Annotated in this window: 13 protein-coding genes; 7 read left to right on the top strand and 6 right to left on the bottom strand. The window is 73.2% G+C overall.

The window, feature by feature from the left end; all coding sequences use genetic code 11:
* Positions 1 to 61: 61 nt before the first annotated feature.
* The 4 genes from Q8791_RS29520 to Q8791_RS29505 all read right to left on the bottom strand — a co-directional run bounded on the left by Q8791_RS29520 (position 62) and on the right by Q8791_RS29505 (position 4031).
* The gene (locus tag Q8791_RS29520) at positions 62 to 1240 is read right to left on the bottom strand and encodes an anhydro-N-acetylmuramic acid kinase (RefSeq protein ID WP_330095128.1); all 1179 of its coding nucleotides are present in this window, start codon (positions 1238 to 1240) and stop codon (positions 62 to 64) included.
* 280 nt (positions 1241 to 1520) lie between these two features.
* Entirely contained in the window at positions 1521 to 2681 is a 1161-nt protein-coding gene (locus Q8791_RS29515; RefSeq protein ID WP_330095127.1) for an oxygenase MpaB family protein, read from the bottom strand.
* Positions 2682 to 2698: 17 nt separating this feature from the next.
* Positions 2699 to 3751 carry a polyprenyl synthetase family protein gene (locus Q8791_RS29510; RefSeq protein WP_330095126.1) on the bottom strand — a complete coding sequence of 351 codons (1053 nt, stop codon included), beginning with the start codon at positions 3749 to 3751 and terminating at the stop codon, positions 2699 to 2701.
* Positions 3744 to 4031 carry a hypothetical protein gene (locus Q8791_RS29505; RefSeq protein ID WP_330095125.1) on the bottom strand — a complete coding sequence of 96 codons (288 nt, stop codon included), beginning with the start codon at positions 4029 to 4031 and terminating at the stop codon, positions 3744 to 3746. The genes Q8791_RS29510 and Q8791_RS29505 overlap by 8 nt, the downstream gene beginning before the upstream one ends.
* Before the next feature lie 649 nt (positions 4032 to 4680).
* Here Q8791_RS29505 and Q8791_RS29500 point away from each other — a divergent pair.
* The 5 genes from Q8791_RS29500 to Q8791_RS29480 all read left to right on the top strand — a co-directional run bounded on the left by Q8791_RS29500 (position 4681) and on the right by Q8791_RS29480 (position 13413).
* On the top strand, positions 4681 to 5871 hold the full coding sequence (locus tag Q8791_RS29500; RefSeq protein WP_330095124.1) for a serine/threonine-protein kinase: 1191 nt from the start codon (positions 4681 to 4683) through the stop codon (positions 5869 to 5871).
* Positions 5757 to 6518, top strand: a complete 762-nt coding sequence (locus tag Q8791_RS29495) for an LCCL domain-containing protein (protein WP_330095123.1) — start codon at positions 5757 to 5759, stop codon at positions 6516 to 6518. The genes Q8791_RS29500 and Q8791_RS29495 overlap by 115 nt, the downstream gene beginning before the upstream one ends.
* 202 nt (positions 6519 to 6720) lie before the next feature.
* Complete coding sequence (locus tag Q8791_RS29490; RefSeq protein WP_330095122.1) at positions 6721 to 8985, top strand: APC family permease; 2265 nt, start codon at positions 6721 to 6723, stop codon at positions 8983 to 8985.
* A 245-nt stretch (positions 8986 to 9230) separates the two neighbouring features.
* The gene (locus Q8791_RS29485) at positions 9231 to 9704 is read left to right on the top strand and encodes a nitroreductase/quinone reductase family protein (protein ID WP_330095121.1); all 474 of its coding nucleotides are present in this window, start codon (positions 9231 to 9233) and stop codon (positions 9702 to 9704) included.
* Between the two features lie 271 nt (positions 9705 to 9975).
* The gene (locus tag Q8791_RS29480; protein ID WP_330095120.1) at positions 9976 to 13413 is read left to right on the top strand and encodes a phosphodiester glycosidase family protein; all 3438 of its coding nucleotides are present in this window, start codon (positions 9976 to 9978) and stop codon (positions 13411 to 13413) included.
* Positions 13414 to 13585: 172 nt separating this feature from the next.
* Here the strand turns inward: Q8791_RS29480 and Q8791_RS29475 are convergent, their stop codons facing one another.
* Positions 13586 to 14317 carry a TetR/AcrR family transcriptional regulator gene (locus tag Q8791_RS29475; RefSeq protein WP_330095119.1) on the bottom strand — a complete coding sequence of 244 codons (732 nt, stop codon included), beginning with the start codon at positions 14315 to 14317 and terminating at the stop codon, positions 13586 to 13588.
* Between the two features lie 191 nt (positions 14318 to 14508).
* On the opposite strand from Q8791_RS29475, the gene Q8791_RS29470 reads away from it, so the two are divergent.
* Both Q8791_RS29470 and Q8791_RS29465 read left to right on the top strand, forming a co-directional pair.
* Entirely contained in the window at positions 14509 to 16335 is a 1827-nt protein-coding gene (locus Q8791_RS29470; protein ID WP_330095118.1) for a CPBP family glutamic-type intramembrane protease, read from the top strand.
* 69 nt (positions 16336 to 16404) lie between these two features.
* Positions 16405 to 17208 (top strand): alpha/beta fold hydrolase, encoded by an 804-nt coding sequence (locus Q8791_RS29465; protein WP_330095117.1) that lies wholly within the window; start codon positions 16405 to 16407, stop codon positions 17206 to 17208.
* Between the two features lie 42 nt (positions 17209 to 17250).
* On the opposite strand, the gene Q8791_RS29460 is transcribed toward Q8791_RS29465, so the two are convergent.
* Entirely contained in the window at positions 17251 to 18351 is a 1101-nt protein-coding gene (locus tag Q8791_RS29460; RefSeq protein WP_330095116.1) for a peptidase C39 family protein, read from the bottom strand.
* Positions 18352 to 18425 lie beyond the last annotated feature (74 nt).

The raw sequence follows: 18425 nt of genomic DNA, 5'->3' as shown, positions 1-18425 counted from the left end.
GGGGACCGGGCGCGGGGGGGGGGGGGGGGTGGGGGTGGAGGCGTTGGGGCGTCCGGGCGGCTCAGGGGACCTGCGCGTCGACGCGCAGGCGCCCGGGGGCGGTGGCCGCCGGTTCGGGCAGCCGGAGCGGACCGGCCCCCGGGGTGAGGCGCCCCGCGAGCGGCGCCCTGCGCGCACCCGTGCAGGCCGGGAGCGACCCGGCGAGCCCGTGCCAGGTGAGGAAACCGATCAGCGCGAACAGGTAGGCCTCCTTGGCGTCGTTGTCCAGTCCGAGGGTGTCGAACGGGCGGAGCCGCGCCGGGTGGAGCCGGGCGGCGATCCGTCGCATCAGCTCCGGGTTGTGCGTGCCGCCACCGGAGGCGAACACCTCGGCCACGCCGTAGGGGCGCAGCGCGTCGGCGACGGTGACGGCGGTGACCTCGGCCAGGGTGGCCAGCAGGTCGCCGTCGCCCGGCGTGCCCGCGCGCCGCAGCGCCGCGTCGAGGTGGTCGGGGCCGAACAGCTCCAGCCCGGTGGTCTTGGGCGGGGCCAGCCGGTAGTAGGGCTCGGCGAGCAGGATTTCCAGCAGGGCGGGGTCGGGGCTCCCCGACCGGGCGAGCGCCCCGTCGGCGTCGAGGTCGGCGCGCCCGCCGGTCACCCGGCGCACGGCGGCGTCGAGCAGGGCGTTGCCCGGCCCGGTGTCGAAGGCCTCGGGCGGGGCGCCGTCCCGGACGACCGTGGCGTTGGCGATGCCGCCGAGGTTCAGGGCCGCCGCGGGTTCGGCGCGCCCTCCGAGGAGGAGGACGTCCAGCAGCGCGGCCAGCGGCGCCCCTCGGCCTCCGGCGGCCACGTCGGCCGTGCGCAGGTCCGACACCACGGGCAGGCCGGTGGCCTCGGCGATCCACGCGGGTTGACCGAGTTGGAGGGTCCCGCGCACCGCGGTCCCCTCGACCCAGTGGAAGAGGGTCTGCCCGTGCGAGGCGACCAGGTCGGCGCGGCCGTCGGCGAGTTCGCCGGCGCCGAGCCGCGCGGCCTCGCCGAACGCCTGTCCGATGCGGGTGTCGAGCCGGCACACGGTCTCCGCCGTGGTCGCCGCGGGCGGGAGGGCACCGCGGATCTCCTGGCGCAGACCCGCCGGGTAGGGCACGGTGCGGTGGCCCAGCGGTGTCAGGCGCACCAGGTCGGCGTCCAGCTCCAGGCGTGCTGCGGCGACGTCGATCCCGTCGGCCGACGTTCCGGAGGACAGTCCGAGGACGATCACGGGACCTCCCCGCCGGGTGTCGCCGGTCTCCGGCCGCGCACCCCGGGTCCCGCCCGGCGCTCTCGGACACGTCCGGTTCCCATCCGCACCTCCGGTGGCGAGCTGTACACCAGGCTTATACCGTGCGTGACGATCGCGTCAATCCCCCCGTGCCCGAACGGATCCCTGCCGGGAACCCGGCGGGCGCTCCGTGCCGGTGTGGCCGGGGAACCGCGGCGCGGGGCCGGTCGGGTACGGCGGGGCACCCGTCCCGCGGGAGGCGCACCGGAGGGGCCGGCCCTCAGGCCTGCGTCGGGGGCGGCGGGGTCCAGCGGTGGAGCCGGGGGGCGGCGGAGGCGACGCCGTACTCGCTCTTGAGGCGTTCGGGAATGGCGTACTGCATGATCCGGCCGCGGGTGAGGGAGCTGAGCTCCAGGTGGGTGGTGATGTGGCCGAGGCGGTCCAGGGCCCACTCCCCCAGCGGTGATCGGTCCTCGATGTGCTCCAGGATCCCGAGCAGGGCGGGCGAGGCCTTGACCGCGGTGTCCCATCCGGTGCGCGGCACCTGGAGCCAGTCGCCGCAGGTGTCCCCGATGAGGTAGCGGACGAGGGCGGCGACCACCGGGTCGAGGAGGGTGCCGGGGACGACCTCCTCGTAGAGGTCGATGAGCTGGCGGGTCAGCCGCGCACCCTCCTCCGAGGGGCCCATGTGCCGGGTCATGTAGAGGTCGGAGAACCGCCGGGCCTCCTCCATGTCGGTCGGGGCGTGTTCGGGGCTGACCCCGAGCATCGCGCCGACGATGCGCCAGGCGTAGAGGTAGGACTCCGCCCCGTCGACCGACATGTGGATGCCCAGGCGGTGCAGTGCGTCCAGGACCTGGATGGAGAAGATCATCTGACCGCCGATCATGTCCTCCTGACAGATCGGCGTTCCGAGCGCGTCCACGTCCCAGCGGCCCTCACGGCGCATGTGGTAGCGGATCGAGGCGTGCAGGAGGCGCACCTTCTGGGCCGCGGGGACGAACCTGCTCCCCGCCTCGAAGGCGTCGGGCTGCATCAGGTGGACGGTGAACTGCCCGGTCTCGGCCATGCGCCGCGAGGGGTACTCCAGGGCGTGGGTGGCGCTGAGCAGCTTGGCCACGTGCGGGACGACGTAGCAGGCGGGCATCGCGGAGAAGGCCAGGGCGGTGGATATGTGCACGTTGTTGTCGATGAAGAACAGCCGGGCCTTCTCCATCTCTCCCCAGTCGACCCAGGCCGGCGGCGCCGCGGTGGCGTGCAGGTACTCGCGGGCCGCGTCGGGCATCCCGTCGGGCAGCTCCTGGCCGACCGTGCTGAAGTAGCGCATGAGGGTGTTGAACTTGCCGACCTCCCCGCGGCGGAACAGTTCTTCGACGGTCGCGTCCGCGAGTTCGTCCCCCATGAGACGCAGGGCGTCCATGGACTCGGGTGTGTAGGGCATCGGGGCCTTTCGACAGGTCAGGACTGACGGGCCGCTGCCGCGGCGACCATCAGGGACAGTGCTGCGGTGGCCTCGTCCGGCAGATCGGCGCGGACGAGTGCGTCGGTCGCCGCCTCGACGCGCTGGGCGATCATCTCCTCGACCCGGCCTGGGGCCCCGGTGCGCAGCGTGATCGACCGCACCCGGGACAGGCCCTCGCCGTCGAGTCCGTGTCTGCCGACCAGACCGCGCAGTTCCCGGCGCTCGGCCGCGGTGGCGGCCGACCAGGTCTCGGAGAACAGGGCGGTCGGCCGGTTGCCGCGGATGTCGTCCAGGTTCGACTTGCCCGTGACCTCCGGGTCGCCGAAGAGCCCCAGCAGGTCGTCGCGCAGCTGGAACGCCTCGCCCAGGGGGAGCCCGTAGGCGGTGAAGGCCTCCATCAGCGGAGCCGGTGCGCCGGCCAGGGCACCGCCGATGCGCAGGGGGTGTTCGACCGTGTACTTGGCCGTCTTGTACCGGACCACCTGGAGCGACCTGGCCGTGTCGGGCGCGGACCCGGTACGCAGGACCTCCAGGCACTCCCCGGCGATCAGTTCCCTGGCCATGACCGCCCACAGATCGCGGGCACGGGACAGGTAGGCCGAGGGCAGGCCGCAGGAGACGAACAGCTGCGCGGCCCAGGACATCAGCAGGTCCCCGGTCAGCATGGCCAGGGAGCGTCCCCCGGCACGGGGGCGCGCCCTGCCGGTGAGCGCCGCGCTCAGGGCGACGTGAGCACTCGGCAGGCCGTGTCTCATCGCGCTCTCGTCGATGAGGTCGTCGTGGATGACGGCCGCGGCGTGCAGCAGCTCCATCGCGGCGGCGGCCCTGACCAGGGCGTCGCTGTCCGGCTGTCCGGCGGCGCGCCAGCCCCAGTAGCAGAACGCCGCGCGCAGGCGCTTGCCGCCGTTCACCGCCGCGAGCAGCTGCTCGGCCACCGGAAGCAGGTCGACGTCGATGGCGATGAGCCTGTTCGCCTCCTGCCGCGCGAACACCTGGAGCGCCGCGTCCACCCGCGCTCTGAGCAGGATCTGCTCCTGGGTCTCAGCCATCGCTCTGCCCTGTGCGGTGGGCGACCCGCCGGGCCAGCACTTCCATGTGGCACTCGGGCACCGCCACGTAGCGCTGCAGAGCGAGCTGCCCCCGCTGCCGCAGCTCCTCCCGGCCGTCCCGGGCGAGCTCGGCCAGGTCCGACCGCGCCAGCAGAGACCTGGCTCCGCGCAGGGCCCCTCCGACCCGGCTGAACACCAGGTCGGCCACCCCGGCCGCGACCAGCACCGGCTCGCTCACGCGTTCGGCCCTCTCGCCGTCATCGTCACCGGCGTCCACCACGGCACTCCCCCGTTCACGGCTGACATGAAAAAGGACCGCGGTCGAGCACGTGCGGAGAATCCGGAGGAAAGCCCGCCCGGACGGGAGGCGGTCCCGTGCGAATCCCTTGTCGGTCGATCTTCTTCCGCAATCGCCGTTTTTGTCAATGCGATGGAGAAATCCGATTCTCCCCGACAACGAGCAAAATAGCCGCGGGTGATCCTGACCGGGGAGAATGCCTTCCGGAGACGCTGAAAAAACCGCACCGCAACCAGCCCCTCCGAGCTCCACACCTCCGGGAACATCAGTCCGATATTCCCTTTTTTCTGACATAAGGGAATATGGGAATCATGGATTACCCCGACCGAAGTGGTCGCCTCGCGCATTCACGTGGGGGCTCGGTGCGCGCGTTCCGTCCCGTGCGGGAGCGCGGCAGGCCGCCGGAGTCCCGGGAACGGCCTCCCGGCTCCGCGTCTGCCGACGTCTGCGGGCACGGGCCACCGGTCCGGCCTGTGGAACGGTGGACACCCGGGCCGGCGCCGGTCAGGCGGGCATCGCTCCTGCCCTCGGCCCCGGAGCGATGGCCGATAGCGGACGGAGCGTAGCCGAACGCACGCACCTCTGACATGATCCGACCGGTCCGAGGAGAGCCCCTCCGGAAGGCGGTGTCATGGCGTCCCCCCTGCAGAACCAGGACCCGACCCGGATCGGTGGTTTCACGCTGCACAGGCGGCTGGCCATCGGCGGCATGGGCGTGGTCTACCTCGGCCGTTCACGCGGTGGGCACGTGGTGGCCGTGAAGACCGTCCGCCCCGAGATCGCGGCTGCCCCGGAGTTCCGGCGGCGCTTCGCCACGGAGGTCAGGACCGCACGCCGGGTGGGCGGTTTCTACGGGGCCGAGGTCGTGGACTCCGACACCGACGGGGACCCGCCCTGGCTCGCGACCGCCTACATCCCCGGTCCCACGCTCCACCAGGCCGTGATCGACCACGGTCCGATGCCCCTCGCCTCGGTGACGTGTATGGGTGCAGGACTGGCGGAAGCCCTCCATCTGGTCCATTCCAAGGGCGTGGTCCACCGGGACGTCAAACCCGGGAACGTCATCCTGGGAGAACACGGGCCCAGGCTCATCGACTTCGGCATCGCCCGGGCCCTCGACGTCACCTCGCACACGCTCACCGGCACCATCATGGGCACCGCGGCGTTCATGTCCCCGGAACAGGCCCGGGGAGAGGACGTCGGCCCCTCCGGGGACGTGTTCTCCCTGGGGTGCCTGCTCGCCTACGCCGCCACCGGACGCCATCCGTTCGGTGACGGTGCGGCCCACGCCGTCACGTACCGGATCGTGCACCAGGACCCCGACCTGACCGGGCTCCCCCACCCACTGGCCGGGACAGTCGCACGCTGCCTGGCCAAGGACCCGGATGAGCGGCCCTCACCGGCGCGGGTGCTGGAGGAATGCGGCGACGCCGCCGGGGACGGACCGCCCGACGATGCGGCGGCCTGGCCACCGGACACGGTCACCGAGGTCATCGACGCACACAAGACCATGCTCCTGACCCTCGTCGACCCGGAGGGCGGAAAGGCTCCCATACCGCCCAAAAAGGCGAAGAAGCGAAAGAAAGGAAAGAAACGGAAGAAGGGGAGCGGATCCCCGCCGCCCGGAGGGACTACGGGCGCGAAGCGCCCCCGGGCAGGGAGAAACCGCAGGCGCGCGAGACCAGTGCGGGTTGGGACACCACCGCCGTGGCGTACCGCGGGCGCAACCATGAGTCCTTCACCTACGTCCTCCCTCCCGGCGGGGACGCCGGCGAGGGCTCGGTCTGGGGCGACGGGGTCTACAGTGACGACTCCTCGGTAGGCCTGGCCGCTGTCCACGCGGGCCTGATCACCCTGAAGGACGGCGGTCGTGTCACCTTCACGATCCGTCCGGGCCGAGCGTCCTACCCCGCCGCGACCCGCCACGGGATCCGAAGCTCCCGTCGGGGCGAGTGGCCGGGCAGCTTCCAGTTCCTCCGGAGCGTCGGAGACGCCTGGAGACCACCTGCGGGCGCCGGGCGGTGGGAGGCCGGCGCGAGCACACCGGGAGCCGGGAGACCGCCGAGGACGAACCATGCTTCGACGGGCGGAAAGCCGCCGGAGAAGGAGGGAGACGGCAACAGCGGCTGGTGGTTCGCCCTCGCTGCAGCGGTCGTCACCCTCCTGCTGTACGCCAACCATCCGGGGTTCGCCGCCTGGGCGGGTCAGTTGGTCAACGACGGCACATCCGACATCGAGGTCGGTGACTGCCTGGCCGATGTCGGGGAATCGGCGGCCTCCTCGTACGTGGAAGTGCCCTGTGCTGCCGCGAACAGCAGATACTCGGTGCTCGACGTCCGACCCGGCGAGGCCCTGCTGGAGTCCGACCCCACCTCGGTCTCGGGTTTCCGCGTCCCGTGCGAGGACGTGGCGGGGAACGACGCCGTCGTCAGGGTCGACGGGTCCACCCTGTGCGTGGAGAGCGTCTGAGGCCGTCCGGCTCGTCCGGGACCGGGCGGCGGGTCGTGGGCCGCGCTCCGGCCCCGGTCCGGGTCGTGCGACCAGGGGGCGTGACGCGTGCGGGGGCGCGGCGGGCCGCCGGAGTCCCGGGAACGGCCTGAGGACGAACCCGGTCGGCGCGACCCCGCGCGGCTCCCGCCGCCCGGCCGACACGCGCGTGATACTGGGCCGCATGGAGGATGGCCGGACGGGTGCGGGCGGCACCCGGGAGGAACGGAGCGGAGCGCCGCCCAGTCCCGCCGCCGCCCTTCCGGGACTCGACGATCAGCAGCTCGGCGTCCTGCGTCAGATCGGGCGCGCCTGGCAGGAAGTGGCGGACACCCCCGAGGCATGGCGGCGTGCACTGCCGGTCGACCCCGATCAGGGCACGTTCCCCCCGGCCTCGCAGGTACGGCCCACGGGGCTCTTCCGCCACGTCCGGGTCGCCGGCATGGGTGGGACGGGGGCCGAGACCCTCCGGCGGGCCGAGTTGCCGCCCACCGGGCCGGGGCGGCTGGGCTACCGCGCCCGCAGGTTGCTCCTCGGCGCACCGCTGAGGAGTACGGCCCTGGTCAGGGAGCGGATGCGCAAACTCCTCGCGCTGCCGGTGCTCTCGGCCGACGCGCTGTCGTCGGTGGCCTACGGGCCCGAGGCCATGCTGGCCGTCCTGATCCTCGCCGGAACGGTCGGCCTGTCCTACTCCCTGCCGATCGCGGCGACGATCGCGCTCATGATGCTGACGGTGGGGCTGGCCTACCGCCAGACCATCCGCGCCTACCCGCACGGCGGCGGCGCCTACACCGTGGCCGGGGACAACCTCGGACGGCGCCCCGGCCTGGTCGCGGCGGCCGGCCTCATGACCGACTACATCCTGACGGTGGCGGTCTCGGTCTCCGCCGGCACTGCCGCCGTCACCTCGGTCGTTCCGGCCCTGGCTCCCGCGAGCGTCCCCTTGGGCGTCGGGGTGATCGCCCTGCTCCTGGCGGGCAACCTCCGGGGCATACGCCAGGCGGGGGCGCTGTTCGCCCTTCCCACCTACGCCTTCGTCGTCGCCATGTTCGCGCTCATCGGCGCAGGCGTGGTCGACGCCGCCGGCCAGGGGTTCAGCCCGACCCCGGCGCCGCAGCCGCCGGTGGTGGAGAGCGTCGGAGTCCTGCTCGTCATGCGCGCGTTCGCCTCAGGCTCCACGGCCATGACCGGCGTCGAGGCGATCTCCAACGCGGTTCCGGTGTTCCAACCGGTTGAATGGCGCAACGCACGTACAACCCTGACCTGGATGATCGGCATCCTGGTCGTCCTCTTCTCCGGCCTCGTCGTCCTGATCCACTTCAACGGCGTCACCCCGACGCCCCATCAGACCGTGCTCTCCCAGCTCGCCCGGGGCACCTTCGGCTCGGGGTGGATGTACGTCTTCGTCCAGGCCTCGACCGCCGCTGTCCTCCTGCTCGCCGCGAACACCGCCTTCAACGACTTCCCCCGGGTGCTGTCCCTGCTGGCACGGGACCGGTACGCCCCCAAGACCTTCCTGCGCATGGGCGACCGTCTCGCCTACAGCAACGGGATCATCCTGCTGTCCACCGCCGCGGTGATCATCTACGTCGTGTTCAACGGTGACACGACCTCCCTCATCCCCGTGTACGCGGTCGGCGTCTTCCTCGCGTTCACGCTCTCCCAGACCGGGATGGTCGTGCACTGGTGGCGGCGGCGCACGGACAGGTGGCGTCGGAGTCTGACCGTCAACGCGGCCGGGGCGGTGCTGTCCGCGGTCGTCCTCGTGACGGCGGCCGTCACCAAGTTCACCGCCGGGGCCTGGGTGGCCATGCTCACCGTCGGGCTGCTCGTCCTGGTGGCCACACGGATCCGCCGGCACTACAAGGCCGTGGACACCGCCCTGCGACTGCACCCGCACGCCATCGAACTGCCGCGCGACGCCACACCCGCGAGCGTGCGACCGACCGTGTCCGGGGCGGAGCGGGGGCAGCCCCGGAAGGGGGCGCACGCGGTCCGGCCCGTGTTCCCACAGCCGCGGGGAGAGGAGAAGGAGGAGACACCGGAGGAGATCCACCACCTGACGGTCGTGCCCGTCGAGACCATGCACCTGGCCAGCATGCGGGCCCTGGCCTACGCCGCCTCGCTGCAACAGCCGGTCCTCGCGCTGCACGTCAGCCCGACCGACGCGGAGGCACAGCGGTTCCGCGGCTACTGGACCCAGTGGGGCGGGCACCTGCCCCTGGAGGTGGTGGTCTCCCCCTACCGCGTGATCATCGCGCCCCTGGTCAACTACATCGAGGCCCTGCACCGCCAACGCCCGGACCTGACCCTGACCATCATCCTCCCGGAGATCGTGGTCCGGCACTGGAGGCACAGGTTCCTGCACGGCCACACGGCCGCCCGGCTCCGACGGGCGTTCCGCCCGCTCGCCAAGGTCGTCGTCACCACGGTGCCCTTCCACGTCTGAGGCTCCGGCGTGTACGGCTGCCCCTGCACGGGACACCCGCCGGGACGGGCAGCCGGGCGGGTCGTACGCAGCTGAGCTCCGCGACCTGGCCCCCGGGCAACGGGACGCCCACGGTCGAGCACACCCGGGCACTCGTCGCGAAGCAGCTCACCGCGACGGCGGCGGACCTGGTGTTTTCCGGGGCCGGGCCGCCGTGGCGGAGTGGGCTGTGGTGGACGCGGCCACGCCGCCCGTACGATGCGGCCATGGGACTGTTGACCCCGCTCGCCGTGCGGATCGGCGCCATCTCGTCCATGCCGGGACTGCTGCCCTGGATCACCCGGCTCGATCGGGGCCTGCACCGGGTCAGCGGCGGCCATGTCGGGATACTCGACATCGCCGGTCTGCCGAACATCATGCTCACGGTCAGCGGGCGGGTCAGCGGTGAGCCGCGCAGGACGCCCCTGCTGTGCGTCCGCGACGGCGCGCACCTGCTCGTCGCCGGTTCGTCCTTCGGTGCGCCCAGGGCACCTGACTGGGTGCACAACCTCAGAGAGGCCCCGACCGCCCTCGTCCAGAAGTCGGGGCGGAGCGTCGAGGTCGACGCGGAGGAACTCACCTTCCACGAACGCGATCGGGCCTGGTCGCTCATGTGCCTCGTCTGGCCGAACTTCGCTCTGTACGAACGGCGCACGGACCGGCTCATCCCCGTCTTCCGTCTGACTCCGGTCTCCGTCTGACCGAGACGGTCCGACGCGTGCCGTCGGGCTCCGCAGGGCGGACGGGCGGTCCCCAGGTGAAATCTTGGTACGGGCGGGCTCGCCCAGCCCCCTCCTGACGCTGTCGGCCAGCGGGCGTGTTCGCTGGTCAAGCCTCCGTATGGACGGCCCCGGCCAGGGGGTCGAACAGGATTCGAGGCCCGTTCACTTCCTACACAATCGATCGGCTCGATGGTAGGAAGTCACCACAGAGGGCTCTCCGCCGTCCCCCGAACCCCCTCGGAGGCTTCCCATGCATCGCCGGTGGTCGATTCGCTCACGCACGCGTACCGCAGTGGCCGCGGGTTCCGTCCTGGTGCTCACCCTCTCCCTCGCTCCGTCCGCCGGTGCGAGCACGGTGCGTGAGGACCTGCGCGATCACACCGGGTTCAGCGAGACCGTCGAGATCCCACCGGACGGCTCGATCGCACCGGTCGACGCCCCTGAGCCGCGCCTGGAGACGTTCGACGCCGAACGCCCGGTCGCCCCCGGTGTCACGCTGAACTCGTTCGAGGCCTACGGGCCGGACGGCTACACCGGGGCGCCCACCTGGTTGCAGGGCGACCTGTTGACCGCCGACCTCACCGGCGGGGTCAGCGTCGACTACCTGTTCCCCGGACAGGTGACGGGTCGGGAGCCGTTGAGCGCCCAGGCGGACCGGGCCGGTGCGGTCGCCGCGGTGAACGGCGACTTCTTCGACATCAACGCCTCCGGCGCGCCGCAGGGCGTGGCCGTGCGGAGCGGTGAGGTGATCCAGTCCCCGGTCACCGACGACTACCGTGGGTCGGCTGCGATCTTCACGCCCGACGGGCTCGGCTCGATCGGCGAGGTGTTCTTCGACGGCACCGTCGAGCTGCCGACCGGAGAGAGCCCGTCGTTGGACGCGATCAACAAACCAGTACTTGAGACCGGAGGGATCGCCGCGTTCACCCCGCTGTGGGGGACGTACTGCCGGTGCCGGGCGGTCGAGGACGCGACGGAGACGCTGGAGGTCGTCGTCACCGACGGTGTCGTCAGCGAGATCGTGGAGGAGCCGCGCGAGGGTGGGATCGCCGACGACGCCTTCGTCCTGGTCGGTCGCGAGGGCGGGGCCGCGGCCCTGTCCGACCTGGCCGTGGGCGATCCGGTCGGCATCGACTACGACGCACGGGCCGGCGGGGACAGGGAACTTCACGCCGCGCTGAACGGCCGTCAGCTGCTCGTCGTCGACGGTGAGGTCCAGCGGGGCGGCGAGAGCGCCAACACTCCGGGCGCCCCGCGCACGGCCATCGGATTCTCCGAGGACGGATCGCAGATGTACCTGCTCAGCGTCGACGGCCGGCAGCCGTCCTTCGCCGAGGGCGTCGGCCTGGACGAGCTGGGCGAGATGATGGTCGAGGCCGGTGCGCACACCGCACTCAACCTCGACGGTGGCGGCTCGACCACCATGGTGGCACGGGAGCCCGGCGCCGAGCGGGTGAGGGTCGAGAACCGGCCCTCGGACGGGGAGGAGCGCCCCGTCCCCAACGGACTCGCCCTGTTCGCCCCCGAGGGCAGCGGTCGGCTCGACGGCTTCTGGGTCGGGACGCGGATCGAACCCGAACGCGGCGACGGCTCCGCCTATGTCGCACCGGCCCGGCCCGACCGGGTGTTCCCCGGCCTGACGCGGACGCTCACCGCGGCCGGCCACGACGAGACCTACGCACCGGTCCAGGCGGAACCGCACTGGCGATCCGGCGACAACCGGATCGGCACGGTGGACCGCGGCGGCGTGTTCACCGCCCGTTCGGCCGGCACCACCACCGTCACCGCCGGCCGGCGGAGCGCCACAGGAGACATCGAGTTGACCGTGCTGGGTGAGCTGGCCCGACTGGGGACCACGTCCGCACGGGTGGGGCTCGCCGACTCCGCAGCGTCCGCGGTGATCGAGGTGACCGGTTACGACACCCACGGGTTCGCCGCGCCCGTCGAGCCGGCCGACGTCGAGCTGACCGTCGACGACACCGTCGCGCGGGTGTCGGTGACCGAGGACGGGCGGTTCGAGATCCACGCCGCCACCGACAGCGGGGCCGCGGTCGCCACCATCCGGGTCGCCGACGTCGAGACGACCTTCGCGGTCACCGTCGGCCTGGAGGAGACCGTCGTCGCCGATTTCGAGGACGCGGCCGACTGGTCCTACTTCGGCGAGCGCGCGGACGGAGACGTCGCGGTGACCGAGGGACGGAACGGTGCAGCGGTGGGGCTGACCTACGATTTCACCGCCTCGACCGGGACCCGTACCGGCGGCGTCCTGCCGCCCGGCGGAGAACTGGAGATCCCCGGCCAGCCGCAGGAACTACGTGCCTGGGTGCACGCCGAGGGCGACGGGGAGTGGGCCAGCCTCCAGGTATGGGACGGCTCCGGTCAGTTGCTGCCCGCGCTGCGTGCGGGCCACCTCGACGAACCGGGTTGGCAGCAGCTGGTCTTCGACGTACCGCCGGGCACGCGGTACCCGCTGTCGCTGCGCCGCCTCTACTTCGCCGAGACCGAGCCGGACGCCGGCTACCACGGCGAGGTGATCGTCGACGAGCTGACCGCGATGGTGCCGCCACCGGTGGACCTGCCACCCGGCGAAGCGGTCGTCGACCGGGTGGTGGCGCCCGGCGGGACCGTGGCCGACCGGGACTGGCGGTTCGCCGTCGTGTCCGACGCACAGTTCGTCGCCCGTGACCCGGACAGCGAGATCGTCGCCCGCACACGGCGCGCGCTCCGCGAGATCCGCGCCAGCGACGCCGAGTTCCTCATCGTCAACGGCGACTTCGTCGACGAGGCCGCTCCGGAGGACTTCGCGCTCGCCCGACGCATCCTCGACGAGGAACTGGAGGGCGAGTTGCCCTACTACTACGTGCCGGGCAACCACGAGGTGTCCGACGGCGTGCTGGACAACTTCCGGGAGGCGTTCGGGGAGACCCGGCACGTGGTCGACCACCACGGCACCAGGTTCGTCCTCCTGGACACGGCACGGCTCTCCTACCGGGCCGGCGACTGGTCGCAGCTACCGCTGCTGCGCGAAGAGCTCGACCGCGCGGCCGACGACCCCGCTGTGACGTCGGTCGTGGTGGCCCAGCACGTGCCCTTGCGCGATCCGCTGCCCACCAGGGCGAGCGAGCTGTCGGACCGCAAGGAGGCGGCCACCGTCGAGAGCTGGCTGGCCGAGTTCCAGTCCGAGACCGGCAGGGGTGCGGCGTTCATCGGCGCGCACGCCGGCCTGTTCCACGCGAACCGGGTGGACGGCGTGCCCTACGTCATCAACGGCAACGTCGGCAAGAACCCCTCGGCGGGCCCCGCGGACGGCGGCTTCACCGGCTGGTCGCTGTGGGGCGTCGACAGCGACGGCGATCCCGCGACCGACTGGGTGGCCACCGAGCTGCGCCCCCACGTGGACGGGCTGGAACTGGACGCGCCGGGCTCGGTCGGTGTCGGTGAACAGGCCGAGGTCACCGCGACGGTGGACAACGACGGCACCGCGGTACCGGTCGCCTACCCGGTGAGCGCGGACTGGTCCGGCTCCGACGACGTCCACATCGGTCCGGCCGAGGATGCCGAGGCCGGTCACGCCGCCGCGTTCGACCCGGCGACAGGCCGGTTCAGCGCGCTGGCAGAGGCGACCGTCGACCTCGCCGTCACCGTGAACGGCGTCACCGAACGGGTCACCATCGCTTTGCGGCCCTGACACCGGACACGGAGACCGTCACGACCGGCCCGGCCGACACCACCCCGGGGAGGTGTCGGCCGGGCCGGCGATGGCCGCGGAAGGGAGAAGGGAGGCCTTGTCCGGTCCCGGACGGAGGGAACGGGCGCGTCCGGCCCCCCATCCCCCGGCGTCCTGGCGGAGCAAGGCGCGGCTACCCGTCGGCGCGCTCCCTGATCCGCTGGCCGACGCCGTCCAGGAGCCACGCCAGGCCCTCCTCGAACACCTCCTCCGGTGTGGGGGCGCCGGTGAGGCGTTCGACCGCGGGATAGCGGCCGGGTTCGGCGCGGGTGGCGAGGAAGGCGTCCTGCGCCGAGTCCCAGGTGCGCCCGTCGGGCGTGGTCCACCGCGCGGCGCGGTCGGCGTCGACCACCTTGGCGACGTGGCCCCGGACGTAGCCGTCGACGGCCTCGACGACGGTGAGCGCCTCGTCGCCGGTCAGCCCGGTGCCGTCGAAGACGCGGAGCGCGGAGTCGGTCCAGGCGAAGGCGTGGGGGCCGACCGGTTGGCCGGAGTTCACCAGGCGGACGAGCCAGGGGTGCGCGCGGTACCCGCGCAGTTCCTCGCGCGCCCACGCCTCGACCCGGTCCCGCCAGGTCCCGGGGCGGGTGTGCGGCAGCGGCGCCTCGCCGATCATCGTGTCCACCATGAGGGCGGCCAGGGCCGACTTGTCGGGGACGTAGGTGTACAGGGTGGCCGCCCCCACGCCGAGCCGGGCGGCGACCCTGCGCATGGACAGGGCGTCGACGCCCTCCTGCTCCGCGACCTCCACGGCGGCGGCGACGAGGGCGGCGACGGTGAGCTGGTGCCGGGGACCGCGCCGGGGCCGCCCCGGTCCGTCCCACAGCAGTTCGAGGGTGGTCCTGGGGTCGTGGTCGTCGGCCACCGTTGTCTCCTCCCTAAAACTCCGTACACTGTTCGACAAGCCGAACGGCGTACGGAGTTTATCGCGAAGGGGTCAGCATGACCGATCACGGACCCGCGTCGGGGCAGGAACCCCGACCGGAAAAGGCATCCCCGCCTCGGCGGGCGCCGGCTCCGACGGGCACAGCGCCCCGGCCCCGCACGGGCCCGCTCGTGCGGGCCCTCCTCGTCGCGGCGGCGGCCACCGCCGCCGGGGTCGCCGCCACCGCGGCCACCGCCCTGCTCCCGGGTTCGGACGCCTCCGGCGCCGATCCCGCCGCCCTGGCGGTGAGGGCCGCCCTCGCCGTGGTCACGGTGGTACCGCTGGTGTGGGCGGCGGCCCGCTTCCTGGACGGCCTCCCCCTCACCTCGTTCGGCCTGGGCCGCTCCCCCCGGGGCTGGGCGGCGCCCCTGCTCGCCGTCCTCGCGGTTCTCCTCACCACCGCACTGGTCCTGGGCGGCGCGGTCGCGGTGGGCGCGGCCTCCGTCCGGTCCGGTGCCACCGCCGACGCCGCCACGGCCCTGGCGGTCGTGGTGCCCCTGATCCTGGTCGCGCAACTCCTGCCCGAGGAGTTGGTCTTCCGCGGCTACGTGCAGGGGGTCCTGGGTCAGCGGTTCGCCCCCTGGACCGCCCTCCTGGCCCAGGCGGCGCTGTTCGCCGTCTCCGCGGCCCTGGTCACCGGCTCGCTCGCGAACACCGGGTCCCTGTTCTTCCTGGGGGTGTTCGCCGGGGTCCTGCGCATGACCACCGGTGATCTGTGGACGTCACTGGCCACGCGCACGGCCCTGGTCGCCGGCGGAGTCGTGACCGCGTCCCTCGACCTGCGCCTGCTCCAGGCGCCCGCCCTGTGGGAGGCGCTCCTGGTGTTCGGGCCCGCCCTGGCGGCCTTCTGGGCCGTGTACCTGCTCCGCGCCCGCCGCCCCGACCTGGTCCGGGGGACGCCCCCGATCGCTCCCGGGCCGCGCCGCGGCCTCGGCCAGAAGGGGGTCCTGTACGACGTAGGCTCCAGCTACGTGCCCGGGCAGCACTCGCGTCCCCGCTGGCGGCCCGACGTGGTGGACGAGGAGATGCGGGTGATCCGCGAGGACCTGCACTGCACGGCGGTGACGGTGTTCGGGGAGGACCTGGGGCGGTTGGAGGAGGCGGCCCGCCTCGCCCTGGCCCGCGGGCTGTACGTGTGGGTCCAGCCGCGGCTCGTCGACGGCGCCCGGGAGGAGATCGTCGCACGCCTGGCGCGGACGGCGGAGTTCTCCGAGCGGCTGCGCGAGGAGCACCCGGACCGGGTCGGCGTCAACGTGGGATGCGAGCTGAGCATCTTCGCGCGGGGGATCGTCCCCGGACGGGACTTCGGCGCGCGCACCGCGGCGCTGGGCCCGCTGTTCCCGCTGCTGCCCCTGTTCAACCGCCGCCTCGACCGTCTGCTGGGCGAGCTGGCCTCCACCGCGCGGACGCGGTTCGGCGGCCCCCTCACCTACGGTTCCGGGACCTGGGAGAGCGTGGACTGGACCCCGTTCGACGTCATCGGTGTCGACTACTACATGGACGTCCTGACCCGCGACACCTACCGGCAGGGGCTGCGACGGCTGCGGGCGACGGGCAAACCGGTCCTGGTCACCGAGTTCGGCTGCTGCTCGTACGAGGCGGCGCGGTACCAGGGGGGATCCGGGGGCGACATCATGGACTGGGACGACCTGGACGACCGGCGTGTCACGGGCGGCCACGTCCGGGACGAACGCGTCCAGGCGGAGGTCATCGGCGAGATGCTGGACGTGTACGAGACCGAGGACGTGATGGGCGCGTTCGTGTGCATGTTCATCGAGGGGGACTGCCACTACTCCCCCGACCCCGAGCGCGACCTGGACATGGCGAGCTTCGGGATCGTGCGCCCGCCGGCCCCGGAGTCGGGGCTGTCCCCCGACGACGGGCACTGGGAGCCGAAGCTGGCCTTCCACGCCCTGGCCGCGCGCTACGCCGCGACGGTTCGGGCCGACGGCCCCTGACGTGCCCGCGCGGGGCCGCCGGCCACCCACGACGCCGCGCTCACCCGACCCGAGGAGCCGACCGCCCCCATGATCGCCCAGACCCCCGTCACACTGCGCGGCCGCGCCTTCAGCCACCTCGACCTCGGCGGCGACGGCGTCCCGCTGGTCGCCCTGCACGGCGCGTTCGGCCGCGCCTCCTCCTTCGCCGGGCTGGCGCCGCACCTGGCGCCGGAGTTCCGGATCATCGCCCTCGACCAGCGCGGCCACGGGCTCTCCGAGCACGGCGGCGACTTCGGCCGCGACGCCTTCGTCGAGGACGCGGCGGCCTTCCTGGGGCACCTCGGCCTCGGCCCGGCGCTCGTGCTCGGCCACTCCCTCGGCGGGGTGACCGCCTACCAGCTGGCGGCCCGCCACCCCGGGCTCGTGCGCGCCCTGGTCGTCGAGGACGCCGGGGCCGTCACCGACGCCTCGGAACTCGACCCGCCGGTGCTCGACGTCACCGGCTGGCCGCGGACCTTCCCGAGCCGGGACGCACTGGCCGGGTTCCTCGTCGGCGAGGGCGTGCCCGCGCTCGGGTACTTCATGGACAGCGCCCACGAGCGGGACGGGTCGTGGCGCATGAGGTTCGACCACCGGGACGTGATGGCCGCCCAGCACGGCAACGTCGGGAACTTCTGGACCGACTGGCTGGGATCCTCCCACCCCGCCCTGCTGATCCGCGGCGGGCTCAGCCCGCTGCTGTCCGCGTGGCAGGCCGCGGAGATGGCCGCGCGCCGGGCCGGGACCCGGCTGCGGGTGCTGCCGGGCTGCGGGCACTGGGTGCACCGCGACGACCCGTCCGGCTACGCCCTGGCCGTGCGGGACTTCCTGCGCGGGGTACTCGCCGCCTGACCGGCCGGCCGGGGCGCACCGGCCAGGGGGCGCGGGGTGGACTCACCTGTGGCGAGGGGGCCTGCCGCCCTGCGGCGTCCCGATGCCCACCGCGCCGCGGTAGCCGTCCTGTCCCATCGCCGACATCTCGTCGAGCGCGGAGTCGGACACGGGCAGCAGGTGGGCGTCGACCCAGGTGTCCCCCGTGGTGTCGTTGGTCCACGGGTCCTCGATCACGACGGCGCCCGGTACGGCACCGTGGCAGAGCACCCAGTGCGGCACGTCGAACCCCTGCATCGCGTCCAGGGAGACCAGCAGCAGGATGCGGTCGCCCCGGGCGATCGCGCCTCGGACGGCGGCCAGGGAGAGACGGTGCGGGTCGAGCGGGACTCCGGACTCCGCCGCGTCCGCCCGCGACGCGCGCTGGAGGACGGCGCGCCACTCCCCCTCCTCCTCGGAGTAGGAATCGAGGAGGACGGGCCGGTCCGTGTCGAGGAACACCGTGACGGGCGACGACGGCCACGCGCGGCGCACGGCGACGCCCAGCCCGACGGGCTCGCAGGCGGGGAAGTTCGTCGCGTCGCGCCACAGCGTCAGCTCCGCCGGACGGTCGAGGGATTCCCCGGGCACCGCCCCCGCGTACACCTGCGCGATCAGGGCGACGACGGCACCGCAGGTGAAGTTCGTCGACTGCCGGTAGTACGGCGGCTCGGCCGCTCCGCCCCCGCCCAGCCAGCGCACGTGGCCCGTGCGCGGGCGGCTCGCGTCCTCCTCCGACCCGGCCGGGGCCCGCAGGGGTTCGAAGCCGAGGGCCGCGGCCTGCGCGGCACTCACCGTCCACCCCTCCCACTTGACCTGCACGTGCCCTCGGCCGCGGGCGTGCGCGACGACCGCCTCCACGGCGGCGGGCACGTCGCCGACGGCGTCGACGATCTTCGTGTAGGCCGTCCGCGGGCGCGCCGTCACCAGCGCGGCGCCGGCCCAGCCCTCCCCCGCGTCGTCGGGGACGGCCACGATCTCGGGTGCGTATGCCGAGCGGTCGACCGCTCCCCAGCGTTCGAGGACCCGGGCGGGCGCGATCCGCTCCAGCTGCGCGGGCGGGGTCGTCGGATCGAACGGGACGACGACGCCGTGGTCGCGGGCGTCGGGGCGACGGGGTGGCATGTGATTCTCCTGGTGGGGATCGGGCGGACGGTGGCGGGGCGACGGGCGGGGCCTCCGCTCGCGTACGCGCGCGG

The organism is Nocardiopsis codii, assembly GCF_036327455.1.
GTDB lineage: Bacteria > Actinomycetota > Actinomycetes > Streptosporangiales > Streptosporangiaceae > Nocardiopsis > Nocardiopsis codii.
The sequence above is the reverse complement of the archived record's forward strand: the minus strand, read 5'-3'. Positions and strand labels throughout refer to the sequence as shown.

What these genes read in the sequence shown, in the direction of transcription:
- Q8791_RS29515 (WP_330095127.1), bottom strand. Translation starts at nt 2,681, where the DNA reads ATGCCCTACACACCCGAGTCCATGGACGCCCTGCGTCTCATGGGGGAC.
- Q8791_RS29510 (WP_330095126.1), bottom strand. Translation starts at nt 3,751, where the DNA reads ATGGCTGAGACCCAGGAGCAGATCCTGCTCAGAGCGCGGGTGGACGCG.
- Q8791_RS29500 (WP_330095124.1), top strand. Translation starts at nt 4,681, where the DNA reads ATGGCGTCCCCCCTGCAGAACCAGGACCCGACCCGGATCGGTGGTTTC.
- Q8791_RS29490 (WP_330095122.1), top strand. Translation starts at nt 6,721, where the DNA reads ATGGAGGATGGCCGGACGGGTGCGGGCGGCACCCGGGAGGAACGGAGC.
- Q8791_RS29485 (WP_330095121.1), top strand. Translation starts at nt 9,231, where the DNA reads ATGGGACTGTTGACCCCGCTCGCCGTGCGGATCGGCGCCATCTCGTCC.
- Q8791_RS29480 (WP_330095120.1), top strand. Translation starts at nt 9,976, where the DNA reads ATGCATCGCCGGTGGTCGATTCGCTCACGCACGCGTACCGCAGTGGCC.
- Q8791_RS29465 (WP_330095117.1), top strand. Translation starts at nt 16,405, where the DNA reads ATGATCGCCCAGACCCCCGTCACACTGCGCGGCCGCGCCTTCAGCCAC.
- Q8791_RS29460 (WP_330095116.1), bottom strand. Translation starts at nt 18,351, where the DNA reads ATGCCACCCCGTCGCCCCGACGCCCGCGACCACGGCGTCGTCGTCCCG.